The sequence below is a fragment of the Pseudarthrobacter enclensis genome (genome assembly GCF_001457025.1).
Lineage (GTDB): Bacteria > Actinomycetota > Actinomycetes > Actinomycetales > Micrococcaceae > Arthrobacter > Arthrobacter enclensis.
On sequence record NZ_KQ758602.1, the window covers coordinates 80,055 to 102,427 of the forward strand.

Below are 22,373 nucleotides of genomic sequence, written 5' to 3' on the forward strand. Positions count from 1 at the left end.
ATTACCCGGAAAGATTCCTTGGAGCCCAGCCATGAAAAAGATCACCAGCCTGCAATACCGGAAAGCCTCGGAAAGAAGGGTGCAGCTTAAAGCGAGCACCGGTTCGCACTGCCCCGCGAACGGATTCTGGCGGCCCGAAGACGGGCCGTCGTCGGATCCGGTGTTCGTGTTCGAAGGCAGCATGATGCCGCCGGGCAAGCGCGGCTCCACCATGTGGTACCTGGACGACTCCCAGGTGGGCCCGCCCGCCTACCTCCTGCCCGGCTTGAACTGACACCCGCCACATCGTCGGTTGAAATGCAGGCCGGCACGGGGAAGGCCCGGAGTTCCGATTGAACTCCGGGCCTCGTCTTTTAAGAATCGACTGCTGGGTAACTGCCGTTATGAGAGGTCAAAACGGCAGTTACCCAGCAATGGATGAGATGGCGGGAGCTACAGTGCCGGCTCCAGTTCGGCATCCTCCACGAGCAGGCCCTTGGCCTTCAGGACGTCCGTCAGCTTGCACAACTCGATGGTGGTGCCGCCGGCCTTATAGAGGCGGATCAGTTCGTCTTCGGCGTCCACTCGTGCCTGCGAGAGCTTGATGACTTCCTCGATCTCGTCCTTGCGGACCACCACCACGCCGTCGGCGTCGCCCAGCAGGACATCGCCGGGGTAGACGATTTCGTCGCCGAACACCAGGGGATGGTTGATGGGGCCAATGGTTTCCTTGACGGTTCCCTTGATGCAGACGCTGCCGGAGAACACGGGCAGGCCGAGTTCGATCAGGTCCTTGGTGTCGCGGACGCCGGAGTCGGTGACCATTGCCGCCACACCTTTGGCTTTCATGGCGTTGCCCAGGACGTCGCCGAAGGTTCCCGCTTCCTCGTATTCGCCGGCTGACACCAGGACCACATCGCCTTTTTGGGCATAGTGGATGGCCACCTGCAGCATGAGGTTGTCCCGCGGCGCGCACACCACGGTGACGGCGGGGCCACAGAAGGACATGCTGCGGTCAATGGGCTTGATCCTGGAACTCAGGGCGCCCTTGCGGCCCTGGGCCTCATGGACGGTGGCGGACGAGAACTTGGAGAGCCGTTCGATGGCGTCCTCCGAGGGACGATCGAACTTGGTCTTGACGTGGATCATGGATTGCTCCTGTAAGCGATGGTGGGGTGGTTCAGGACAGTGCGAGGACGGCCTTTTCGATGGCGGCGATGGATTCCTCGATGACGGGCAGTGCGGTGGCGTAGGAGATCCGGAAGTAGGGGCCCACGCCGTAGGCGGAACCCTGGATAACGGCAACGGAGGCGGCATCCAGCAGGTAGAGGGTGAAGTCCTCGTCGTTGCTGATCATCCTGCCGTCCGGGGCGGTCTTCCCGATGACCCCGCTGCAGTTCACGTAGGCGTAGAAAGCGCCGTCCGGCGTGGCGCAGTGCAGGCCCTCAATCGCGTTGAATCCGGCCACTGCCGCGTCGCGCCGTTCGCGGTAGACCTCCACGCTGTCCCGCACGAAGGACTGGTCCCCGGTGAGCGCCGCGGCCGCGGCAGCCTGGCTGACGGACGACGGGCAGGATGACATCTGCGACTGGAGTTTGTTGATGGCCGCCACCAGGGCTGCCGGGCCGCCGGCGTAGCCGAGGCGCCAACCGGTCATGGCGTAGGCCTTGGAGACTCCGTTGGTCACCAGTACACGGTCCTTGAGCCCGGGTGCCACAGCCACCAGGCCGGTGATGGGTTCGGCGCCGAAGTTGATTTCGTCGTAGATCTCGTCAGTGAGGACGTAGACGGAGGGGTGGTCCTCAAGGACTGCGGCCAGGCCGGCGAGTTCCTCGCGTGAGTAGACGGCGCCGGTGGGGTTGGACGGGGTGTTGAGGATAACCCACTTGGTGCGTTCGGTGAGGGCCGCGGACAGGGCCTCGGGGGTGAGCTTGAAGCCCGTCTCCTCGGAGCAGGGAACGATCACGGGAGTGCCCTCGTTGGCCAGGACCATGTCCGGGTAGGAAACCCAGTACGGGGCGGGAATGACCACTTCGTCACCCTCGTTGAGGGTGGCCATGAAGGCGGTGAAGATGACCTGCTTGCCGCCGCCGCCGATGGTGATTTCGGCGGGCGTGTACTGCTGCCCGGTCTTGCGCTCGAGCGTCTGCAGGATGGCTTTCTGCAGTTCCGGTGTTCCGGTAACGGACGTGTATTTGGTTTCGCCGCGGCCGATGGCGGCGATGGCGGCGTCCTTCACGTGCTGGGGGGTGTCGAAGTCCGGCTCGCCCACCGTCAGGTCCAGGATTCGCCGGCCCTCGGCCTTGAGCTCACGCACCCGGGCTGCTGCGGCCACGCTGGGGGAGGATTTGATACGGGTGACGCGGGATGCGGGCACGAATTCGGGCATGATCTGTTCCGGGGCCTTCCAGTGCGGATGGGGGTGGTTCATTCGAGCGTAGGGAATGGGGGACCCGGTTGGATAAGACCTAAAGTGCGTGGACAGATAAGCGGCCCTTATGACACCGCGGCCAGAAGAATCCGCTATTGCATCACGCCAAATCGGTATTTCCCGGGCTTGCCGGGGCGGCGTAGCGTGTGTCCAATCCAGATCCTTCGGCAGCAGGGAGCCGGCCATGCCTGCCCACAATCTCCACCGGCGATCGACCCGCTCCCCTGGCGGCGGGCACCAGCAGGGGACCCCGAGGGGCGGCTACCGCTACCAGGGAACACCGCGGCAGGACGTGGCGGCATCGCAGGCGCTTGAGATCCGTGAGCTCCTGGCGCAGCAGCGGCGCATGATTTCGCTGAAGTCGAGCCGGCTGCGGGCGTTGGTCTCCGAGTTGAACGAGCGGGTGGCCCAGGCAGTCTGCGATGGAGCCAAAGTGGCCGCGGTTGCCCGCGCCGCCGGAGTCCCGGCTGCCAAGGTCCGCAGCATCGGGCTGGGGAAGGACGGGCTCTTCCCGTCCGGGCAGCCGGCCGGGGAACAGCTCCGGGCCATTGCCGGGGTGGCTGAAGAGCTGGCGGCCGTGGAAGCCGCGCGCGCCGCCGTCGAACGCACACGGACCCAGCTGCTGGCGGACGCCCGCCGGCTCCGGCTGCTGGACGAATACCAGCTGGCCTCGGTCAGCGGGCTGAAGCATGACGAGGTCCGCAAGATGACGCGCGGCGCTGCGCCGCGGCAGGCGCCCTGACCCGGAACCCGACCAAGGGGAACGGCCCGGTCTGCGGCCATGCCCCAGGGGCAGCGATGCCCTGCCGGACCCCGGTTTCCTGCAGGTCTTTCGCCACGGGTCCGCCCCGCCGGAACCGGGAATAATGTTGCCCGGGCACCCGTTGTCGATCTGTCCAGGCAATCCTGTTCGGGTATTTTGCGCAGGAGAATCTGGACAACAGCCAGAGAGGAGAAGCCAATTAATGGCAGTTGACTACGATGCTCCGCGGGTGACGCCGGAAGACGAACCGAATGTTGCCCTCGACGAGCTGAAGACCGAGAAACCGGGACGCCGCGAGGCTGCTCCCGATGTGGACGAGACGGACCTTGCGGACAGTTTCGAGCTCCCCGGGGCCGATCTTTCCAACGAGGAGCTCCAGATCCAGGTGGTTCCGGTCCAGTCCGACGAGTTCACCTGCATGTCCTGCTTCCTGGTCCACCACCGCAGCCAGCTGGCACGGGAGAAGGACGGGAAGAAGTACTGCAAGGAGTGCGAGTCCTGACCGGACATGCGGAGGCGGCCCCCGCCGCTTCCGCCCTGTTCGTTTGAGATCGTATATCGGAAAGCCCTTTCCAATGGCGACTGTCCCTGATTGAATGAAGAACGCCACCTCCATCAATCAAGCAGAATGGCTGCCAAGTGCGCATCAACGACAACGGGGCATGGTGCTGGTTCCAGGACGAACGCGCCCTCATCGATCCCGCCAACAACACCCTGCTGATCGGTTCGGTGGCCGCACCCGAAGGCTCCGGGGGCGCCGCCCGGGGCGGCAACATCGAAGTAGCGGTGGTGGACCTTGGTACAGGCCACAGCCGGGTCCACGTGCTCCACCACCGGCTTGAATCCGACGACCATAACGCACCCGCCCTGCTGATCCGGCCGGACGGCAGGTACGTGGCCATGTACGCCAGGCACAAGACGGACAACTACTCACGCTGGCGGGTCTCCGTGCGTCCGCATGACGCCTCCGAATGGGAACCCGAGCAGGCCTTCGACTGGACCGACCTGGCCGGCGGCAGCGGCGCCACCTACTCCAACCTGCACCGGCTGGACGCCGAATCCCGCGTGTACAACTTTGTCCGCGCCGTCAACGATGACCCCAGCATGATGGTTTCCGACGACGACGGCGGCACCTGGCGCTACGGCGGGAAGCTGTTCACCCGGCGCAAGGTGGGCTACGTCAACGGGTACACGCGCTACTGGGGCAACGGCGCGGACCGGATCGACCTGATCACCACGGACCACCACCCCCGCGACTTCAACAACAGCATCTACCACGGCTTCATCCGCGGCGACGCCCTGCATGATGCAGAGGGCCGGGTGGCCGAAAAACCGCTCCTGGGCTCCCCTGGCGTCAACCAGGACGTCCTCACCCCGGTGTTCACCGCCGGCATGGAATTGGGCGGCGATGTCCTCAGCCATGCCTGGACCACCGACCTGCGCGGGCAGGGCAACCGGCTCGCCGCCATCATCAGCTGCCGCGCCAACGACGTCAACGGCCCCCTCCAGAGGCTGCAGCAGCTCGACGTCGACGACCACCGCCTGCTGTACGCGCGCCATGACGGGACGCGCTGGGTGTTGCACCCGCTGGCCGCCGCGGGCCCGGCGCTGCTGCCCCACGAACAGGACTACACCGGCCTGGGCGCCGTGGACCCGCACTGCCTGGACCAGGTGTACATCTCGGCTCCAATTCATCCGGGCACCGGTGAGGCCACCCGCCACTACGAGATCTACCGCGGGCGGACGCCCGACGGCGGCGCTTCCTGGAGCTGGGCGGCGGTGACGGAGGACTCCGACGCCGACAACCTCCGCCCCATGGTGGTGCCAGGTGATCCATCCGTCCACGCGGTGGTGTGGTTCCGCGGCAGCATGCGCTCATCCCAGTCATACAACGCCGAGGTGGTGGGGCGGGTCAGCCGCAGGGCAGATAGGGCACCCACCGCTGCGCCATGACGGGGCTGCAGGCTCCTGACCGAGTGTGATCGAACGGCCGTCCGGCCGTTGACCCCTCCCAGGGACCCGCAAAGAATTGTTGAAACGATATTGCCAACAGACCGGGGAGACCCTTGCACCACGTTCCACAGGCCCGCCCGGTCCTCACCGTTTCCACCCTCGGCGCTCCCGGCGAGCCGCTGGGCACGGTCCTGGGCTGGCTGGCCGGCCAGGGCGTGACAGGCATCGAGCTGCGGCTCGCCGCCGGAGAGATTGCTTCACCGGCTATGACCCGGCAGGCGCGCACCCGGCTGCGGGCCGAAGCGGACGGCGCCGGCGTTGCCATCACGGGGCTGGCCAGCTACATCCGCGTCGCGGACACGGCCCCGGACGACCTCGTGGTGGGCGCCCTGGAGGCTGCGTTGCTCCTCGCTGCGGACCTCGGCGCCCCCGCGGTGCGGGTGTTTCCCGGAGCCGCCACGGAACCTGCTGAATACACCCAGGTGCCCATGACGACGGCGGCCCGGCACGACGTCAACGCCCTCGCCGCCCGGCGCCTCACCGCCGTCGGACGCCTGGCCGCGGAACTGGACGTCTACCCCGTGCTGGAAACCCACGACTCCCATCCCCGGGGCCGGGACATCGCGGAGATCCTGGGCCAGGTGGAAGGACGCGCAGGCGCCGTCTGGGACCTCATGCATCCCTGGCGCGTGGGCGAAAGCCTTGACGAGACGTGGGCCGTCCTGCAGCCCTGGCTGGACAACGGGCTGGGCAGCGTCCAGGTCAAGGACGCGCGGCTGCCGGACAGCCGGACCCCCGTGCCCATCGGGGACGGAACCCTTCCCGTGGACGGCTTTGCGCAGCTTCTCAAGGACAAAGGCTACGCCGGGGTCCTCTGCCTGGAGTGGGAGAAGGCCTGGCACCCCGGAGCGGCCCGCCTTGACGCCGCCATCGAATCGACCACGGCCTGGTTCGGCCGGCACTGGCCGGACCACCCCGCCGTCGGCATAGCCCCGCAGCCGCCCCGCCCCGACCGACCCCGACCAACCCCCGTTGTGGAGACACCGTGAGCACCCGCCCCGACCTGAACTTCGATTACTCGCCCTGGACCTTCTGGGCCGGCGCGTCCGCCCCGCAGCAGGAGGCGCAGCTGGAACGGCAGCGGGCCCTCGCCGGGCACGCCGCCATCACCATCGGGGACCGGGCCTACGTGTCCGCCCTTGCCATGGTGGACCCGGACAGCCTGTCCCTCGGCGACGAATCGCTCATCGCGGCCCACGCGTACCTGACCGGGGACCTGCGGATCGGCAGTAACTGCACGGTCAACGCCTTCACCGTTGTCCGCGGCACTGTGGGCATGGGTGACGGGGTCCGCATCGGCGCCCACACCTCCATCCTGGGCTTCAACCACTCCATGGACCCGTCCGAACCCGTGTTCCGGCAGCCGCTCACCAGCAAGGGGATCATCCTGGGCGACGACGTCTGGATCGGGTCCAACGCGGTGCTGCTGGACGGGGTGACGGTCGGCTCGCATGCGGTGATCGCCGCCGGCGCCCTCGTTACCAAGGACGTCCCGGACTGGGCCGTGGTGGGCGGCAACCCGGCCCGGTTCATCCGGGACAGGAGGGCCCCGCGCAAGGACGCCGCCGTGCCGGGCGGCCAGGCAGCGGGAAGGCCCGGCGGTGTCCTGCAGCAGGACGCGGCCTCCAGCGGCGCAGCGCTCCGCGAACGGCTCGCAGCCTTCGCGGACACGGCACGCCGGGAGGCCGCGGACATTATGGCCCGTTCATGGCAGCATTACGCGTCCGGGACGGACGGTTTCGGCGAAGGCCGCTATGTGGACCGGCCCGGTGCCCCGGCAACAGTCCGGGCCCATTGCGACGCCATCGAAATCGCAGACCTCCTCCTCCGAACCGCGCCGCCGCAGCTCAGCCGGGACGGGCACCGTGACCGGTTGCTGTCGCTGCAGGACCCCCGGACCGGCCTCGTTCCTGAATACGGGCCGGACGGGCTGCCCCTCCCGGCGGACCTCGAGTTCGGCCGGGGGCCCGCCACGTACCACGTGCTCTCCGTGGGATACGCCCTGGACCTGCTCGGCGGCGGGTTCAAGCACCCCATTCACGCGGTGGCCGGGACCGGCCCGGCGGACCTGATGGCCCGGCTGAACGCGCTCCCGTGGCGCAAGGAAGCCTGGGAATCCGGCGCCTGGGTGGATGCCTGGGGCACGGCGGAGTACTGGAACCTTTCCCGGCAAACGTCGGCCGGCACCAGCAGCGCACCAAGGACGGCGGACACCCTGGACGCGCTCTTCGGATGGCTCCTCACACGGGTCAACAGCGCCGCGGGAACGTGGGGAACACCTGCGTCCGACACCCGGCTCAAGGTGGTCAACGGCTACTACCGCCTGACGCGCGGGACCTTCGCCCAGTTCGGCCTGCCGGTCCCGCACCCGGAAAAACTCATCGACACGGTCCTCGGGCACGGGGCGGATCCCCGCTACTTCGCCGACGGACGGCAGAACGCCTGCAACGTGCTGGATGTGGCGCATCCCCTCTGGCTCGCCCGGAAACAGTCGATGCATCGGGAGGCCGATATCGAGGCCTGGGCCGCCGGCCAACTGGACCATGCCCTCTCGCAGTGGCGTCCCGGGCAGGGCATGGCGTTCAGCACGGCCCCTGAGAGCGGGGAGCAGAACCTGCCCGGACTGCAGGGAACGGAGATGTGGCTCAGCATCATCTGGTACCTGGCCGACCTCCTGGGCCACTCGGAATCCCTGGGCTACCGTCCGCGTGGAGTGCACCGGCCGGAGCCGGCCCTCCTGCTGCCCACCCTGTAGGCCTGGCGTCGCGCACGGAACTGTTCATTGAATGAAAACCGGTGCTGACGAGGAGACTGGACGTGCGTCATGCTGTGGGGAACCCACATCACAGCCTGGAAAGAAGGAACCGATGTCCCTCAGCGTGGAGGAAATGAACCGGCAACTCCCGGTGGCGAATGCGTTGCCGGGCGAGGCCGTCCCGTACTACATGGCCTCCGGCGAGGGTGCGCGGTACGAGATCAATGGCCAGCTGGTCACGGTGATCGCCCGGGCGGCGGACACCGGCGGCATCTTCAGCGCCGCCTATATTTCCGGCGGCATGGGCGCAGAGTCCCCGTTCGTCAGCCACAGCATCGAACACAAAACCCTGTACGTCTTTGACGGCATCCTGCACGTCTGGCTGCCGGGAGAGAGCCGCATCCTCACGCCGGGCGATTCTGTGGTCATCCCGCCGAACACCCCGCACGCCTACCGGATGGCCAGCCACTACACCCGCTTCCTGAACTGGATGACCCCCGGTGGCGGCGAGGCGTACTACGAGCGCGTGGGAACCCCCATTGATTCGCACGTCCCGCCCGTCCGCCCCGGGCACCGGGCCAGCCCGCAGGAGCAGGCCGAGGTGGGCGCGGAGTTCGGCATCACGTTCCCGGACGTGGAACGCGTGGCGCCGTCGTTCAAGCACGACGCCGGGCTGCCGCCAACGCAGAGCCCCTACTTCCTCAGCGCCGGCGAGGGTGAGCGGCTGGTCAGCTACCAGACCATGTTCACCTACCTCTCCCGGCCGGCCAACACGGGGTCCAACTACTTCGCGGTACACACCAAGGGCGCCAAGACGCCGTACATCCCCCTGCACTTCCACTCGGAACATACGGAGAACTTCCTGTGCACCGAGGGGCGCATGTGGCTCTACGCCAACGGCCGGGAAATGCTGCTGACCAAGGGCGACTTCGTGCACGCCCCCGCCGGGACCATCCATTCCTTCGCGTTTGATGCGCACAACACCCAGATGGTGGGGTTCCTGACACCGTCCGTCTTCAACGGCTTCTTCGAGTACTTCAACAAGCCCACGGATGACTACATGTACACCGAGGGCGGCGAACCGTACATGGACATGGAAGGCTTCGGCCGGGCGCAGGCGGAGATGGACCTGACCGTCGTCGGGCCCCCGCCCCAGCGCCGCGCAGCCCTGGACATCCCCTAAACCCACATCCATTGCTCCGTAACTGCCGTTTTGAGCGCTCAAAAGGGCAGTTACGGAGCAGTCGATGGGGTTGGACATGGTGAAGGCCCGGACTTCCAAAAGGAAATCCGGGCCTTCTGTGCTCTAGCGGCCCTGCCTCACCAGTTCGCGGCCGTAGTCGTTGCCGTTGGGGGTGCGGACAACGGTGTGCATGTGGAACGGGGCGGGTTCGTCGTTGCCGAGGAACACCCCGGTGTGGTGGTCCAGTTCCAGCACCACCACCGGGCTCTGGAGGCGGAAGTAGAAGGCCTCATCGCCCTCCCAGCCGCCGATCCAGCTGAAGAAGGTTTCCCCGTGGTGTTCCCGGATTTCCCGGTGCCGGGCAGCGCGGGGGCCATCCGGCAGGTAGGCGATGAAGTCGTCCACCAGGGCGTCCAGCAGGTCACGGGCTTCCCGGGGCATGCCCGCCACCAGGATTCCCTCGTACGGGATGACCCTGTTGTCCTGGAAGCAGCCGCCCAGGTGCCGTTCGTCGCCGGCATGGAGCCGACCTTCGGGCATCCCCGGGTCCACCATGGACGGGTAGGTAACGGCACGGGCGCGCAGGTCCGCCGGCAGCGCGCCCATCAGCCGCCGGGCCAGGGCGATGCGTTCCTTGAAGACCTTCACGCCCCGGTGCGGGCCGTCGTCGATCCCGTCCGGCTCGGCACCCATGAAGACGGGCGAGATCACCAGCTGCGTGCCGGCCACCAGGCAGTTCAGCGCAGCATGGTGGCCAAAGAGCTGCCACCCCCACGGTTCGGTCTCGGAGGGTTCGCCGTAGAGGGCAAAGTTGTAGCTGAATTCGTTCATGAGCAGCGGCAGCTCCACCAAATCCCCCAGGAAGCCGTTAATGCGCATCAGGTTCCGCACCAGCTCAAACCCGGCGGGGCTTAGCGAAGCCTCCACCACGCCAAGAATTGCGTCGCGGACCGGAGCATCAAGCTCATCCAGCCTCAGCCCGGTGTCGTGCTGCATGAACTCCGGGTTGGCCCAGCTCTGCCACTCCTGCGCATCCACCGCGTAGCGGAGCGTCCGGGCCTGGGCCGGTGCCAGGGCACCGAGCAGCTTGCGGGCAGCGGCGGCCATGTCCCCCGTCGGCGCCTCTTCCCCGGGCTGCGCGGGAGCCAGCGGGAACAGGCCTTCGCGGCGGACACCGTCGTTTGTGATGCCGGTGAACGGTTGCGGGTAGAGCTTCCGCCAGCCCTCGATCATGGGCCCCGCGAAGGAATCGGCAGTGGCATGTTCGGCGTATTCGCGGGCGGTCAGGCCCCGGATCTCCGCCACCCGCGGGTGGTCCGAAGCGAAGAGGAAGTCACGGAAGGACGGCGCTGACACGGGTGCTCCTGGTCTCATCGATGGAAGATGCAAGGCGGGTTTCCGGGGTCCACCCCGCGGCAACGGGTAACGCGGCCGCGGCAGCCGCGGCGGCGTTGCCCCGCCAGGCAACGTGCTGGTCCGGCCGGACCAGCACGGCGTTGGCTCCCCATACCTGTGAAAGGTGCGTCCCGTCGTCGGAAGGGCCGACGGCGGCGATGGTCACCGGGATGCCCTGCCGGGCTCCGGCCTCCCGTACCGGCGCAAAAGCGTCGTCCGCGGGCACCCCGTCCAAGGAACCGGCGTCGACCAGCAGGGTGAACCCGGCCCCCAGGGCGTCGTACAGGGAGAAGGACTCCGCCAGCCAGGCGTGCGGCAGCAGGGCACCCGGGGCGGCGGACGGGACGTAACGGATGGGATGCTCGGCCGGGCCGGCCGGACCGTCCGGCAGCACCACCGGAGAGCTGCCGTAGGCGTAGCCGAGCACCAGGCCCAAAGAGTCGAACTCGCTTTGCTTGACGGCCAGCGCCGCGCGGGCTTCACGCCGTGCAGCATCGCCGGCCGGGCCGGAAAGTGCCAGGTCCGGGTCAGCGAAATGGTACGCCAGGGCCTTGCCGTTCTCCGCGGCGTCGCTGATGGTGCGGGCGGCCACCGGCCGGCGTTCGGCACCGTAGCTGGCCAGCAGGTCCGGACCCGCCCACCCCTGGAGGGTCGCGGCGAGCTTCCAGGCCAGGTTGGCGGCGTCGCCAATGCAGGTGTTGAAGCCGTGGCCGCCCCACGGCGGGTTGAGGTGGGCGGCGTCGCCCACCAGGAAGACGTTGCCGCGGCTGTACTCCGGAGCCAGCAGCATGCGGGCAGTCCACGGGTCCGTGGCCAGTACGTCGACGTCCACGTCACTGCCCACCAGTTGCCGGACCATCGCACGGGCGTCACCGGTGGTGACGGTGACGGAAGGGTCCACGCCCTGGACGATGGCCCACCAGGTGCCGTCTAGGTCCATGGGCCCCACCATGCCCGACGTCTCCGAACCCACCACCCAGTACTGCACCGCGGGGTCCAGTCTGATCGCCGAAGCCAGTGATTCCGAGCGGAAGAGGATGCTGATGTTGGACAGCGCCGCGGACCCGCCCTCCAGCCGCAAACCGAGGCTGCGGCGCACGGCGGAGGAGCCGCCGTCGGCACCGACCACGTAATCGGCCGCGATGGTGCGCGGGGCACCCGAGGCGTCAGCGATGACGACGTCGGCCGCCGGCGCAGCGGCCCCCGCACCGGAGCCCCCGCCCACCTCGGCGGCTGCAAGCTGTGTGACGGTCCAGCCGGTCACGAACGTCACCAGCGGATTCTCCGCTGCGGCGGCCCGGAGGACTTCCTCCAGCACGGGCTGCGGGACCTGCTGGCCGCATTCCGGCTGGGGGCCGTAGCGGCCAGGGACCAGTTGGAACGCGTTCCGGAACCGGCGCAGCTCATGCGCGGCCGGACCGGTGAGTCCGGTGCAGAAGATGACGTCCTGGGCGTAGTCCACCGGCAGCGGCGAAGCCTCCCGGAGTGCGCCGGCGAGCCCCAGCCGCCGCAGGTGCGTCATGGTGCGGGCGTTGGTGGTCTTGGCCCGCGGACGGGTGTGGTCCACCACGGCCCGGGGTTCAATGACGGTGCTGGCGATGCCACAGGAAGCCAGGTCCAGGGCCAGGAACAGTCCGCTGGGACCGCCGCCGGCGATGAGGACCTGGGCCACCTCCGGGATGTCCGCCGCCTCCGTGACGGGAAAAGTGCGGGGTAACCCGCGTGGACGGGCACTCATCAGGCACGGCTCCGCAGGGAAGTGCCACCCACGGGGGTGGTCAGGGTGCCCAGCTTCTCGATTTCCACCTGAACGTTGTCGCCGGGCTGCAGCAGCCACTGCGGGGTGCGGGCGTAGCCCACCCCTTCCGGTGTCCCGGTGGCGATGATGTCCCCGGGGTGCAGCGTGAAGGTTTCGCTGATCAGGGAGATGATGGCCGGGACGCTGAAGATCATGTCCCGGGTGTTGCCGTTCTGGGCTTCGATGCCGTTGACGAGGGTCCGGACCTGGAGTCCGTCGCGCAGGTCGCCCACCTCGTCGCGGCTGACCAGGGGGCCCAGGGGGCCGCTGAAGTCGCCGTTCTTGCCCAGGGTCCACTGCGAGGTCAGCTTCTGTGCCCGGCGGGACGTGATGTCGTTGAATGTGGAATATCCAAAGACGGAGTCCGCGGCCGTGGCTTCATCCGCCGATTCCACCCGGCGGCCGATGTACGCAGCCACTTCACCTTCCCAGTCCAGTCCGTCCTCGCCGGCCGGGACGGGAACGGGGACGCCGCCTACGGACAGGGACGCCGTCCAGCGGGCAAACAGGGTGGGGTACGGCGGAAGTTCCTGGTCCTTGAAACTGCCTTCGGCCACATGTGCCTTGTAGTTCAGCCCCACACAGATCACCCGGGCCGACGCGGGGACCAGCGGCACCTCGGCGACCGTTCCGCGCTCCAGCCAGGGGCCGGCGTCGGACGCCTCTTCCGCACCGGGCAGCTGGGCGGACACCAGGCCGGCGGCCTTGTCCTGCCAGCCCTGGGGGTCGGCCCAGAAGTCGGTGACGGGGGCCAGCGGGAGGACGCGGGAGCCGGTGAGGGCTGCCGCCCAGGGTCCGCCGAGGTGGGTGATGCCGATGAACTGCATGGGTGGCCTTTCAGGTCAGGGGCCGGGCAGGAAGCTGCCGCGGCGTTGCACGTCAGGGCCGCGCGTGGCGGCGGAGGAAGTCGAGGGTGGCGGCGGTGGCCTGTTCGGCGGCTTCGGTGCCGCCGTCCGGGAGTGACCACATGTGGTCGGCATCCTCGATCAGGAGGAGTTCGACGGCGGACCCGGCGCCTTCCAGCGCCGCGGCGAGGCCGGCGGATTGTGCTGCCGGGACGAACCGGTCCGCGGTGCCGTGGATCAGGAGGAAAGGCGGAGCGCCGGCGTGCACGTACGCCAAGGGGCTGGCGGCCCGGGCAAGGTCCGGGGCGTCGGCCGGCTGGGCGCCGATCAGCAGGGCTTCGCGGGAACCGGGGTCGTCGGCCCGGGCGACGGCGTCGGGCAGGGCCTGGCTGCCCATCCCCAGCAGGTCCGTGGGCGGGTACCAGGCCACCACCCCGGCTACGCTGGCAACGGTCCCCGTGGCGCCGTCGTCGGATAATTCCGGTGACCCGCCGGTCAGGCCCACCAGGCTGGCAAGGTGTCCGCCGGCGGAGTCGCCCCAGGCGAAGATCCGGTCCGGATCCACCCCGTGCTCGGCCGCGTGGTCCCTGAGCCAGCGCACGGCAGCCTTGGCGTCGTGGAGCTGGGCTGGAAAGGTTGCCGTGCCGCTCAGCCGGTAGTCGGCGGAGGCCACCACAAATCCGGCCGCCACGAGCTGTTCAATGGGGCTGAGGCCGAAGCCGTCCACAGTGGGTCCGAGCGAGGACCGCTCCCCCGTCCGCCAGCCGCCGCCGTGGAAATGCACCACGGCGGGGAGCCGGGAGCCACGTCCCGCGGCTGCGGCAGGGGCCGGAAGGTACAGATCCAGCAGGAGCGCCGCTCCGCCGGGGCGCGCGAATTCGATGCCCCGGAGGACCCGTCCCGCCGTCGTCGTTGACTCCATGTGTACCGCGCCGTTCTGTCCCGTGGTCCCAGATGACGCGCAGCCCGGTGCGGGCTGCGCCATGAATCAACTCTGGGGTATCGGGAACCTGGCGGGCGCGGCCAGTTTCACTGATTGGAAAGGCTTGCCGATCCCGGGGAGTAGTACGCGGCGAGCCGTTCCAGTCCTTCGTCCAGGGACACGGCCGGCGTCCAGTCGAGGAGTTCGCGGGTGCGGCGCTGGTCGAACCAGTGGGCGGTGGACAGCTGTTCGGCCAGGAACCGGGTCATGGGCGGTTCCTCCTGCCGCCCGGCCCACAGCCAGAGCTTCTCCACCACGGCTCCTGCTCCCCTGGCAACGGCCCCGGGGACGGCCCACGACGGCGCCGGGACGCCGCCGGCGGCGCAGATGCCGGCAATGAGTTCGCCCACCGGACGGGGTTCCCCGTTGGTCACCACCACCGCGGAGCCGTGGACGCGGTCCATCCGGTCCAGCGCGGCGGCGATGGCCGCCGCCGCGTTGTCCACGTAGGTGGTGTCGATCAGCGCCGCTCCGGAGTCCAGGAGCGGCAGGCGCCTCCGGGCGGCGCGGGCCAGGACGCGTTCCACCAGCTGGGTGTCGCCCGGGCCCCACACCACGTGGGGGCGGACGGCGGCCACCCGGAAGTCCAGGGAATCCGCGGCCAGCGCCAGCAGTTCCGCTTCGCCTTTGGTGCGTGCGTAGTCGCCGTGTGCCCTGGCCGGGTCTGCCGGGCCTGCCCCCAATCCCACGAGGGCGGCACCGGAGTTGGCCACAGACGGGGATGAAACGAACACGAAGTCCGGGACGGATGCCGCTCGGGCGGCGGCGAGGAGGCGGCGGGTGCCTTCGATGTTCACGTTGTCGAAGTCGGCGGCCCGTCCGGTGAAGGAGACCTTCGCCGCCAGGTGGATGATGCCGTCCTGGCCGCGGACAGCGTCCTTGAGCACCTCGGCGTCGGTGATGGAACCGCGCAGGTCAGTGGCGCCGTCGACCCCTGATGGGCGCCGCTGGAGCGTGGTGACGGAGTGGCCGCGGTCCACGAGCAGCCGGGCAACGGCCCCGCCCAGCATGCCGCTGGCGCCGGTGACAAGGACCCTCACGGCGTTCCCGGACGGCCACCGGCCAGCACCCGTGAAGCCCACCGGGAGAGCCGTGTCCTGTCGATTTTGGCGTTGTGCCGGATGTCGGTGGGCTGGGCGGGAACCACGAGGACCGCCGAAATTTCGACGCCGGCAGTGCGGGCAGCGGCGCGGACGCTGCCTGCGAGCGCGGGCGCGGCGGGGCCGGCGCGGCGTGCGGGCGGCACGGTTTCGACGACGGCCACCACGGCCTGGGTGCCGGCAGGCCCCACCCCGGTGACGGCGGCCAGCCGGATGTCCTCGAGCCGCTCGATGGCCTGTTCGGCGCCCACGGGCGTCACCGGGCCGCCGGGAGCCGTCACCACGTGGGCCAGGCGTCCTTCCACCCAGAGCCGGCCGGCGGCGTCGAAGTGTCCCACGTCGCCGGTGCGGTGCCAGCCGGGAAGGCCTGCACTGGCCTGCTGGGTCAGCCACAACCTGTCGTAGGAGTCCTTGACGTGCGGGGCGCTGACCAGGATTTCGCCGGTCACGCCGGGGTCCGTTACGGGCACGGTGCCCGGGGCGGTTCCGTCCGCCTCCAGCGGGATGACGGCCAGGCGGGCGCCATGGACGGGTTTCCCGACACACACGCCGTTGCCGCCGCCCTGCAGGTTCCCTGCCGCCGTTTCGGCGTCCGCCCCGCGGATCTGTTCCAGGCTGATGTCGGTGACCGGCAGTGCTTCGGTCATCCCGTACGGGGTGCGCAGCGACGCCGCCGGGACCAGCTGCTGGACCGCGGCCAGGAGCGGCTCCGGCACGGGCGCGCCGGCGGACAACAGCAGTTCCACCCGGGCCAGCACCTTCAGCCCTGCCTCATCCAGGCCGTCCCGGGTGTCCACCACGTTCCGCAGTGCCGCGGGCGAGGCGAACACCACCGTGGCGTCGATGGCCGCGGCGGCCGCAGCGAGGGCGCCGGCGGTGAGGGTGCGCGGCGCGGTGACGTCCATGTCCGGCGTCACCGAGACCGCCCCGAGGGCCGGACCCAGCAGGGCAAAGGGAGCGAAGCCCGCCACCAGCCTTGAACCGGGCCGGATGCCGAACGTGGAGGCAACGGTGTCCCGCATTGCTGCCAGTTGCCGGTGCGTGTAGACCACGCCCTTGGCGGGGCCCGTGGAGCCGGAGGTGAAGAGGACGGCGGCCGGCGCGTCCGGGCCGGCCTGCCCGGCGGGCTTGTCCGGGGCCTGCCCCGGGTGTGGTTCAGGGCGTGCGGTAACGGGCCGGCCCAGCGTGTCAAGGGAGGTTTCGACGCCGAGGATCCGGCGCCGGGCGGCCGGAAGGTCGCGCACGCTGATCCGCCGCCCCGGCCAGCCGAGCACGGACGCCGCCGCAAGTGCGCGGTCGATGCCGATGATGACATCGGGGGTGGCGCCCCTGACGGCGCGGCTGAGGCCTGCGGTTCCCAGTCCGGCATCGGCCACGACCACTACGGCACCCAAACGGAGGCAGGCGTACAGCGCCACCGTCAGGTCCACGCCCGGGGGCACCATCAGGCTGACCCGGCTGCCGGGGCCCACTCCGGCCGCTGCCAGCCCGGCCGCGAGGTCCAGGATCTTCCGGTCCAGCTGCTGCCAGCTCAGCTGCCGGGACGTGCTGCCGTCCGCTGCCATCTCCGCCACGGCCATGCCCGTACCCGCCGGGCCCGCGGCCTGTTCATCCAGCAGGGACCAGAGCGGGCGGAAGTCTGCAGCGCCCCAGGGTTCTGCCCCTGTTGCCGGTTCCGCAGCGGGTGCCGGCCGGGCAGCTGCCGCAGGATCCAGGGCGGCGAGCCACTGGAAGATCGGCGAGGCGATGTCCCGGTCCTCGGCCACCAGGTGGCCGGCGCCCTCGAAGCGGTGCACCTGTGCGTGCGGCAGCCGCTCCACCAGGTCCTTCAGGTACCGGTCGGAGAAAATGGGGTCCCGTGGCCCCCAGAGCATCAGCGCCGGGACGTCCAGACCGCGCAGCCCTTCCGCCACGCCGGTGAGCGCCGGGAAGCTGGGGTGGGTTCCATCCACAGGGATGTCCGCCACGAAGTTGCCCACCCCGAAGCGGCGCGCGGCGCCGCGGTAAGGGGCCATGTAGGCGGCACGGATATCTGCAGGCAGCGGCGGATGGGCCAGGGAGTGGGTCACCCGCAGGAAGGAATCCGAGGTCACGGTCCCCCACTGGTGCACCGCAGGGTGCAGGGCCAGCCGGAGCGCCGGCGGGATCTTCGAGGCGGCGGGCTGGTGGACGGCGGTGTTGGTCAGCACCACGCCGGAGAGCTGGTCCCGGTGGGCCAGTGCCCAGCCGAGGCTGATGGCTCCGCCCCAGTCGTGGCCCACCGTGACCACTGGTCCGTCAAGGCCCAGTGCCGCGGTGAGGTCGCCGAGGTCATTGATCCGGTCCGCCAGGCGGCGGAAGGTTCCTGTCCGTTCCGAATAGCCCATGTCCAGCTGGTCCACCGCCACCACCCGCCACGGGTGGGCGGGATCGGACCCGGCGGCCAGCAGGGTCCGCCACAGGTAGGACCAGGTGGGGTTGCCGTGCACGCACAGCAGGGTGCCGGCGGGAGCCAGCCCCTTGGCCGCAAGCTGGGGTCCGTTGTCCAGGATGTGCCAGCGGCGGGCAGTTCCGGGCGCATCCGGAGCGGACGTGGAGGGAACCTGAACCTCGCGGGACCACTCCGGGTCCACGCCTGGCCAGGCGGCGGCTACCAAACGATCTCGATCATCGCGGTGTTCAGCCCGGAGCCCACACCCATGCACAGGACGCGGTCCCCGGCCTCCAGGGACTGTGCCTCGGCGGCGAGGGTCATGGGCAGCGATGCCGGGCCCACGTTGCCCCAGTGCGGGAAGGTGATGGGAACCTTGGCGGGGTCCAGGTTGATTGCTTCGATGATGGCCTGGGTATAGGCGTTGCTCACCTGGTGCGTGACGTAGCGGTCCATCGCCGCCCAGTCCCATTCCGGCTGGGCTTCATGCCAGGCGTCCACCACCAGCTGCAGGCCGCCGTCGAGCAGGCCCTTGGTGTCGGTGTTCATCCCGTCGATGCCGCCCACGCACAGTTCGTGGTGTTCGGTGCCGGCGCGCATCACACCGCCCACCAGCCGGTGCGCTCCCGGGTGGCCGTCGGCCGGACCCAGCACGGCGGCGGCGGCGCCGGAGCCCAGGGTCAGGGTGGCGAACTCGCGGTTGAAGTCCTCGCGGGTAGTCTCGGGCCGCTGCAGCCGGGCCAGGGTGGCCTCCTGGGTGGCTTCGGCGTCCTCAGCGTTGACGATCACCGCGTACTTGATCTGGCCTGAATCGATCATGTTCGCCGCCAGGGTCAGCCCGTTCACGAAGCCCAGGCAGGCATTGGCGAGGTCGAAGTTCATGGCCGACGACGGCAGGCCCAGTCCGTGGTGGATCTTGACCGCCACGGACGGTTCGAGGTTCCGCCGGGTCACGGAGGTGTTGATCAGCAGGCCGACGTCCGACGCTTCGATGCCGGCCTCGGCGAGGGCCTTGGCACCGGCTTCGATGGCGGCGTCGTCGAAGGAGGTGCCGTCCGCCCACCAGCGCCGGTGCGTGATGCCGGCAACCCGTTCCAGGAGCCGCGGCGGGAATTTCAGCCGCTGCAGGGTCGATGCCAGCCGGCGGTCGAAGTCACCGGAACTCACGATCCTGGGAGCTTCGACGCTGCTGACCGAGAGCAGCGCGGTGTTGGTGTGCCGGAAGGTTGCGTTACCTGCCAATTCAAGCCCCTGTTCGTTTCCGTCCTGCGGTGTGAAGTACCCACCGGCGCAGGAGCTTAACTATGCAGGCAAGTGCCCCGTCCTGCATATTTGTCCCCGCTCAGTTGTTCCCGCTCAGCGGGGCGCCGGGGTGTCCTTCAGGGGGCGTCGGGCCAGCCAAGCTGCAACTATGGCGCCTGAGATATTGTGCCACAGCGAGAAAACGGCCGACGGCAGCGCGGCCAGCGGGCTGAAGTGTGCCGTGGCCAGGGTGGCGGCCAGGCCGGAGTTCTGCATGCCGACTTCGAAGGCGAGGGCGCGGCGTGCCTTGTCGTCCAGCCGGCCGAGTTTCCCGGCGAGGTAGCCCAGGCCCAGGCCGAAGCCGTTGTGCAGGACGACGGCCAGGAACACGATGCCGCCGGCGGCCACGATCTTGCCGGCGCTGCCGGCCACCACGATGGCCACGATCAGGGAAATCACGACGGCGGACGCCCAGGGAAGTGCCGGGAGGACCTTGTCCACGAGCTTCTTGAGGAACAGCCGGGCCAACAGGCCCGCAACCACCGGGAAGAGGACGGTGTTGAGGATGTCCACCACCATGCCGCCGGCATCGATGTTCAGGTAGGAGCCGGCCAGGAACAGGACCAGCAGCGGCGTGACGATGGGCGCGATCAGCGTGGACACGGAGGCAACGGCCACGGACAGGGCAACATCGCCCTTGGCCAGGAAGGCCATCACGTTCGAAGCGGTGCCGGACGGTGCGCAGCCCACCAGGATCAGGCCCACGGCCAGTTCGGGTTCGAGGTTCAGGGCCGTGGCGATCAGCCAGCCGGCGCCCGGCATGATCACGTAGTGCGCCACGATGCCCAGGGCCACTGCCCACGGGCGCTTTGCCACGGCGGCGAAGTCGGGCGGGGTCAGCGTGAGGCCCATGCAGAACATGATGATGCCCAGCAGGAAGGGCACGCTGGGGGCCATGGGCTTGAAAAGGCCCGGGAGCAGGAACCCGAGGATGCCCGCGGCAACCACCAGGAGCGGGAAGACTGTGACGGCCACACGGGCAATCCTGCTTTCCGCGGCGAGGGCCGGGTTGACGGGTGTTCCGCCGGGAGTGTTCTGGGATTTTGTTGCCTCAAGCATCCAATCATGGTGGCACCAGCTGGTATGGTTCCGCCAATCGATGACCGTGAACAGTCACAACGGCGGCACCCTGAAGCTGCTGCGCGCGGCATATCCGCCACCGCCGGCACTTGGGGCGGTACCACCGTGGTGTGAGATCCTTGTTGAAATCAATGAACTTTCAGATCATTGATAAAGTCAACTATTTTTACACCGGAGTTGTGATGGCCGCCTTGGGCACAGACGTACAGACCCCCCGCCTTGCCGCAGCCAGGATCGGAAGTGATGCGGGCCTGCTGCTCGCCAAGCTGCACGCCGCCGGGTCGGCCCTGAACAACAAGGCCCTGGCCAACTATGGCCTGCGGGAACGTTCCTTTTCCGTCCTGACCCTGGCCTGCAGCGGGCTGGAGCCGACGCAGCGGGAACTGGCGGATTTCCTCGGCCTGGACCCGAGCCAGGTGGTCACCCTGGTGGACGACCTGGAACGCCGCGGCCTGGTGGAACGGGCGCAGGGAAAGCAGGACCGGCGCGCCAAGATCATCGTGTCCACCGCGGAGGGGCGCCGGTGGCACACGAAGGCACGAGCGGTGCTGGACAGGGCGGAACTGGACCAGCTCAATGGCCTGACCCGGGAAGAGAAGCACGACCTGAAGCGGCTGCTCCGCAAGGCACTGTGGGGCGCCGCGGAATAGCGGCCGCCCGCTGGGGCCTAAGGCCCTGCCGCTGCCGGTGGCGCGGGCGGACAATACAGGCACGGGCAACAACGGCTGCAGATGCCATTCCGCAGCGTTGGCCGGAAAGGATGCGGGCCATGATGTATTGGGACGGCGCCATGGGGGCATGGGGATACATCCTGCCCGCTCTCAGCTACATCCTGTTCTGGGCCGCCGTCATCACGGCGATCATCCTGTTTGCCCGGCATGTTGCGGCGGGCCGCCGGCACGAGGGAGAGGGCCCAACCTACGGCGTGGCCGAACACCTGCTGGCTGAACGCTTCGCCCGCGGCGAGATCGACGAAAGCGAATACCTGGCCAGGCTGGCCGTGCTCCGCCGCGGCCGCACCGGCTAGGCGTACACCTGCGCGCGCTCAGGACCCGGAAGCCCCGCAGCCGTTCCCGCCGTACACCAGCCAGGCCGGCAGCGCGGCGGCGAAGTCATCCCGGATGGCCGGGGTGCTGGTGACCGTCCAGTCGATCCGTCCGTTGACCTCTGCTTCCTCGGTGTCCCAGTCGAACCAGTTCAGCATCTTCAGCTGCGGGAACCGGTCCCGGGTCTGGGGGCTGAACACCTGCTCCCACCAGGCCCGCTTGATGTCTGCCTCGGCTGCTCCGCCCGCCGCCGGGTTGTAGAGCGCGGCCGTTCCGGGGATGGCGAAGGGCTTGTTGCGGTCCGTGGCGTACTCGGCGTAAAAGTCCGGGAGGAAACTTTCATCCCCGTTGGCGCCGTTGTAGGTGCCGGTGAGCTGGGCGGCGAACTTGTTGGCTTCCGGCACCTCGTTCTCACCCCAGGGGTAGACGGATCCCCAGTGGAACAGGGACAGCCCCACCCAGTCCACCGCGGCGTCGCCGGGATAGTACGGGGCATAGGGGTCATCGGCGGTGTTCAGCCGGCCGTCGCCGTTGGTGTCCAGGGCGCCGAATTCCGGCGTGCCGGCCTGGGCTTCATACTGGCGCCCCGGGTAGGCGTAGCCGCCGGCGTAGGACGGGGCCCACATCGTGGCCGTTCCGGGCGCTCCGGCATGGACCGCGTCCGCCACCCGGGTGAAAGCTGCTGTGTAGGCGAGGGGCTGCTGCGCCCACGGGAACCAGAAGCCGTTCATCTCGTGCCCGAACCGGATGATCACCGGGACCCCGCCGGCATTGACGGCTGCCACGTCCCGGGCCAGCGCGGCGGCGGCCTCCGGGGTCACCGCTTCCAGTCCCTGTTTGGGCTCCAGGGTCAGCAGCAGGATGTGCCCGTCCGCCCGGACCTTCGCCGCAGTGTCGTTGAGCCGGTCCCGTTCCTCCGCGCCGTAGGGGAAGTCCACGTAGGCTACGGCGACGGCGGGTTTGTGTCCCAGGTCTGCGGCGTAGCGGGACAGCGGCTTGGCATCCAGGTCCGCGTTGATGCCAAAGAGGGCGCCCGACGCCGGTACCCAGGCCGTCCTGTCCGTCACCGCGCACGCGGGGTTGGCGGCGCTCCGGCTGGGGGTTGCCTCCGCGTCCGGGCGGTCGCGGTTGGCCAGCCCGCTGGAGATGCCGGCGGCACCCAGGCCCGCCGCGACCAGCACCACGAGGCCGGGGACCGCCCAGTCCCGCGCCCGGCTGAGGAAGAGCCGGCCCCGGCCCGTCCCCTCTTCGGTGGACTGCTCGTCGGACATACGGGACCCCCTGCTGGCCT

General features: G+C 69.2%; 19 protein-coding genes and 1 pseudogene. 9 read left to right on the forward strand and 11 right to left on the reverse strand.

Features of this window, described 5'->3' with window-relative positions; genetic code table 11:
• Nucleotides 1-31 precede the first annotated feature (31 nt).
• The gene (locus AS031_RS10785) at nucleotides 32-274 is read left to right on the forward strand and encodes a hypothetical protein (protein ID WP_058268163.1); all 243 of its coding nucleotides are present in this window, start codon (nucleotides 32-34) and stop codon (nucleotides 272-274) included.
• 158 nt (nucleotides 275-432) lie between these two features.
• Here AS031_RS10785 and AS031_RS10790 read toward each other — a convergent pair whose 3' ends face one another.
• Both AS031_RS10790 and AS031_RS10795 read right to left on the reverse strand, forming a co-directional pair.
• On the reverse strand, nucleotides 433-1,128 hold the full coding sequence (locus AS031_RS10790; protein WP_058268164.1) for a 4-carboxy-4-hydroxy-2-oxoadipate aldolase/oxaloacetate decarboxylase: 696 nt from the start codon (nucleotides 1,126-1,128) through the stop codon (nucleotides 433-435).
• 31 nt (nucleotides 1,129-1,159) lie between these two features.
• The gene (locus AS031_RS10795) at nucleotides 1,160-2,368 is read right to left on the reverse strand and encodes an aspartate transaminase (RefSeq protein ID WP_058268165.1); all 1,209 of its coding nucleotides are present in this window, start codon (nucleotides 2,366-2,368) and stop codon (nucleotides 1,160-1,162) included.
• 226 nt (nucleotides 2,369-2,594) lie between these two features.
• Between AS031_RS10795 and AS031_RS10800 the strand changes: the two genes are divergently transcribed.
• The 6 genes and pseudogenes from AS031_RS10800 to AS031_RS10825 all read left to right on the forward strand — a co-directional run bounded on the left by AS031_RS10800 (nucleotide 2,595) and on the right by AS031_RS10825 (nucleotide 9,124).
• A complete protein-coding gene (locus AS031_RS10800) occupies nucleotides 2,595-3,152 on the forward strand; it encodes a hypothetical protein (protein ID WP_058268166.1) in 558 nt (185 codons plus the stop codon).
• A gap of 223 nt (nucleotides 3,153-3,375) precedes the next feature.
• Entirely contained in the window at nucleotides 3,376-3,675 is a 300-nt protein-coding gene (locus AS031_RS10805; RefSeq protein WP_058268167.1) for a DUF4193 domain-containing protein, read from the forward strand.
• A gap of 137 nt (nucleotides 3,676-3,812) precedes the next feature.
• The gene (locus AS031_RS10810) at nucleotides 3,813-5,126 is read left to right on the forward strand and encodes a BNR-4 repeat-containing protein (RefSeq protein ID WP_228379616.1); all 1,314 of its coding nucleotides are present in this window, start codon (nucleotides 3,813-3,815) and stop codon (nucleotides 5,124-5,126) included.
• Between the two features lie 113 nt (nucleotides 5,127-5,239).
• Nucleotides 5,240-6,175 carry a sugar phosphate isomerase/epimerase family protein gene (locus AS031_RS10815; protein ID WP_082641993.1) on the forward strand — a complete coding sequence of 312 codons (936 nt, stop codon included), beginning with the start codon at nucleotides 5,240-5,242 and terminating at the stop codon, nucleotides 6,173-6,175.
• Nucleotides 6,176-6,576: 401 nt separating this feature from the next.
• A pseudogene (locus AS031_RS20305) lies at nucleotides 6,577-6,729 on the forward strand (DapH/DapD/GlmU-related protein); the annotation flags it as partial.
• A gap of 1,324 nt (nucleotides 6,730-8,053) precedes the next feature.
• The gene (locus AS031_RS10825) at nucleotides 8,054-9,124 is read left to right on the forward strand and encodes a quercetin 2,3-dioxygenase (RefSeq protein WP_058268170.1); all 1,071 of its coding nucleotides are present in this window, start codon (nucleotides 8,054-8,056) and stop codon (nucleotides 9,122-9,124) included.
• 123 nt (nucleotides 9,125-9,247) lie between these two features.
• On the opposite strand, the gene AS031_RS10830 is transcribed toward AS031_RS10825, so the two are convergent.
• From AS031_RS10830 to AS031_RS10865, 8 genes are all read right to left on the reverse strand, one after another.
• Nucleotides 9,248-10,480, reverse strand: coding sequence for a DUF3500 domain-containing protein (locus AS031_RS10830; RefSeq protein WP_141688806.1), 1,233 nt, complete (start codon nucleotides 10,478-10,480; stop codon nucleotides 9,248-9,250).
• Entirely contained in the window at nucleotides 10,458-12,257 is a 1,800-nt protein-coding gene (locus AS031_RS10835; RefSeq protein ID WP_058268172.1) for an FAD-dependent monooxygenase, read from the reverse strand. Before AS031_RS10835 ends, AS031_RS10830 begins: the two co-directional genes overlap by 23 nt.
• On the reverse strand, nucleotides 12,257-13,144 hold the full coding sequence (locus tag AS031_RS10840; protein WP_058268173.1) for a fumarylacetoacetate hydrolase family protein: 888 nt from the start codon (nucleotides 13,142-13,144) through the stop codon (nucleotides 12,257-12,259). Before AS031_RS10840 ends, AS031_RS10835 begins: the two co-directional genes overlap by 1 nt.
• A gap of 52 nt (nucleotides 13,145-13,196) precedes the next feature.
• Entirely contained in the window at nucleotides 13,197-14,084 is an 888-nt protein-coding gene (locus AS031_RS10845; RefSeq protein ID WP_058268174.1) for an alpha/beta hydrolase, read from the reverse strand.
• 107 nt (nucleotides 14,085-14,191) lie between these two features.
• Complete coding sequence (locus AS031_RS10850) at nucleotides 14,192-15,184, reverse strand: NAD-dependent epimerase/dehydratase family protein (protein WP_058268467.1); 993 nt, start codon at nucleotides 15,182-15,184, stop codon at nucleotides 14,192-14,194.
• Nucleotides 15,181-17,880, reverse strand: a complete 2,700-nt coding sequence (locus tag AS031_RS10855; RefSeq protein ID WP_058268175.1) for an alpha/beta fold hydrolase — start codon at nucleotides 17,878-17,880, stop codon at nucleotides 15,181-15,183. Before AS031_RS10855 ends, AS031_RS10850 begins: the two co-directional genes overlap by 4 nt.
• The gene (locus tag AS031_RS10860) at nucleotides 17,874-18,896 is read right to left on the reverse strand and encodes a 3-oxoacyl-ACP synthase III (protein WP_058268176.1); all 1,023 of its coding nucleotides are present in this window, start codon (nucleotides 18,894-18,896) and stop codon (nucleotides 17,874-17,876) included. Before AS031_RS10860 ends, AS031_RS10855 begins: the two co-directional genes overlap by 7 nt.
• Nucleotides 18,897-19,010: 114 nt before the next feature.
• Complete coding sequence (locus AS031_RS10865; RefSeq protein ID WP_058268177.1) at nucleotides 19,011-20,015, reverse strand: bile acid:sodium symporter family protein; 1,005 nt, start codon at nucleotides 20,013-20,015, stop codon at nucleotides 19,011-19,013.
• 203 nt (nucleotides 20,016-20,218) lie between these two features.
• On the opposite strand from AS031_RS10865, the gene AS031_RS10870 reads away from it, so the two are divergent.
• Together AS031_RS10870 and AS031_RS10875 are read left to right on the forward strand one after the other, a co-directional pair.
• Nucleotides 20,219-20,686 carry a MarR family winged helix-turn-helix transcriptional regulator gene (locus tag AS031_RS10870; protein WP_058268468.1) on the forward strand — a complete coding sequence of 156 codons (468 nt, stop codon included), beginning with the start codon at nucleotides 20,219-20,221 and terminating at the stop codon, nucleotides 20,684-20,686.
• A gap of 119 nt (nucleotides 20,687-20,805) precedes the next feature.
• Nucleotides 20,806-21,063, forward strand: coding sequence for an SHOCT domain-containing protein (locus AS031_RS10875; RefSeq protein ID WP_176716539.1), 258 nt, complete (start codon nucleotides 20,806-20,808; stop codon nucleotides 21,061-21,063).
• A gap of 18 nt (nucleotides 21,064-21,081) precedes the next feature.
• On the opposite strand, the gene AS031_RS10880 is transcribed toward AS031_RS10875, so the two are convergent.
• A complete protein-coding gene (locus AS031_RS10880; protein ID WP_058268178.1) occupies nucleotides 21,082-22,353 on the reverse strand; it encodes a glycoside hydrolase family 26 protein in 1,272 nt (423 codons plus the stop codon).
• Between the last annotated feature and the right edge of the window lie 20 nt (nucleotides 22,354-22,373).

Bases quoted from the DNA above. Each gene is read 5' to 3' on its own strand.
- AS031_RS10835 (WP_058268172.1), bottom strand. From the start codon at position 12,257: ATGAGTGCCCGTCCACGCGGGTTACCCCGCACTTTTCCCGTCACGGAG.
- AS031_RS10840 (WP_058268173.1), bottom strand. From the start codon at position 13,144: ATGCAGTTCATCGGCATCACCCACCTCGGCGGACCCTGGGCGGCAGCC.
- AS031_RS10865 (WP_058268177.1), bottom strand. From the start codon at position 20,015: ATGCTTGAGGCAACAAAATCCCAGAACACTCCCGGCGGAACACCCGTC.
- AS031_RS10795 (WP_058268165.1), bottom strand. From the start codon at position 2,368: ATGCCCGAATTCGTGCCCGCATCCCGCGTCACCCGTATCAAATCCTCC.
- AS031_RS10785 (WP_058268163.1), top strand. From the start codon at position 32: ATGAAAAAGATCACCAGCCTGCAATACCGGAAAGCCTCGGAAAGAAGG.
- AS031_RS10875 (WP_176716539.1), top strand. From the start codon at position 20,806: ATGATGTATTGGGACGGCGCCATGGGGGCATGGGGATACATCCTGCCC.
- AS031_RS10825 (WP_058268170.1), top strand. From the start codon at position 8,054: ATGTCCCTCAGCGTGGAGGAAATGAACCGGCAACTCCCGGTGGCGAAT.
- AS031_RS10845 (WP_058268174.1), bottom strand. From the start codon at position 14,084: ATGGAGTCAACGACGACGGCGGGACGGGTCCTCCGGGGCATCGAATTC.
- AS031_RS10870 (WP_058268468.1), top strand. From the start codon at position 20,219: ATGGCCGCCTTGGGCACAGACGTACAGACCCCCCGCCTTGCCGCAGCC.
- AS031_RS10800 (WP_058268166.1), top strand. From the start codon at position 2,595: ATGCCTGCCCACAATCTCCACCGGCGATCGACCCGCTCCCCTGGCGGC.
- AS031_RS10790 (WP_058268164.1), bottom strand. From the start codon at position 1,128: ATGATCCACGTCAAGACCAAGTTCGATCGTCCCTCGGAGGACGCCATC.
- AS031_RS10805 (WP_058268167.1), top strand. From the start codon at position 3,376: ATGGCAGTTGACTACGATGCTCCGCGGGTGACGCCGGAAGACGAACCG.
- AS031_RS10880 (WP_058268178.1), bottom strand. From the start codon at position 22,353: ATGTCCGACGAGCAGTCCACCGAAGAGGGGACGGGCCGGGGCCGGCTC.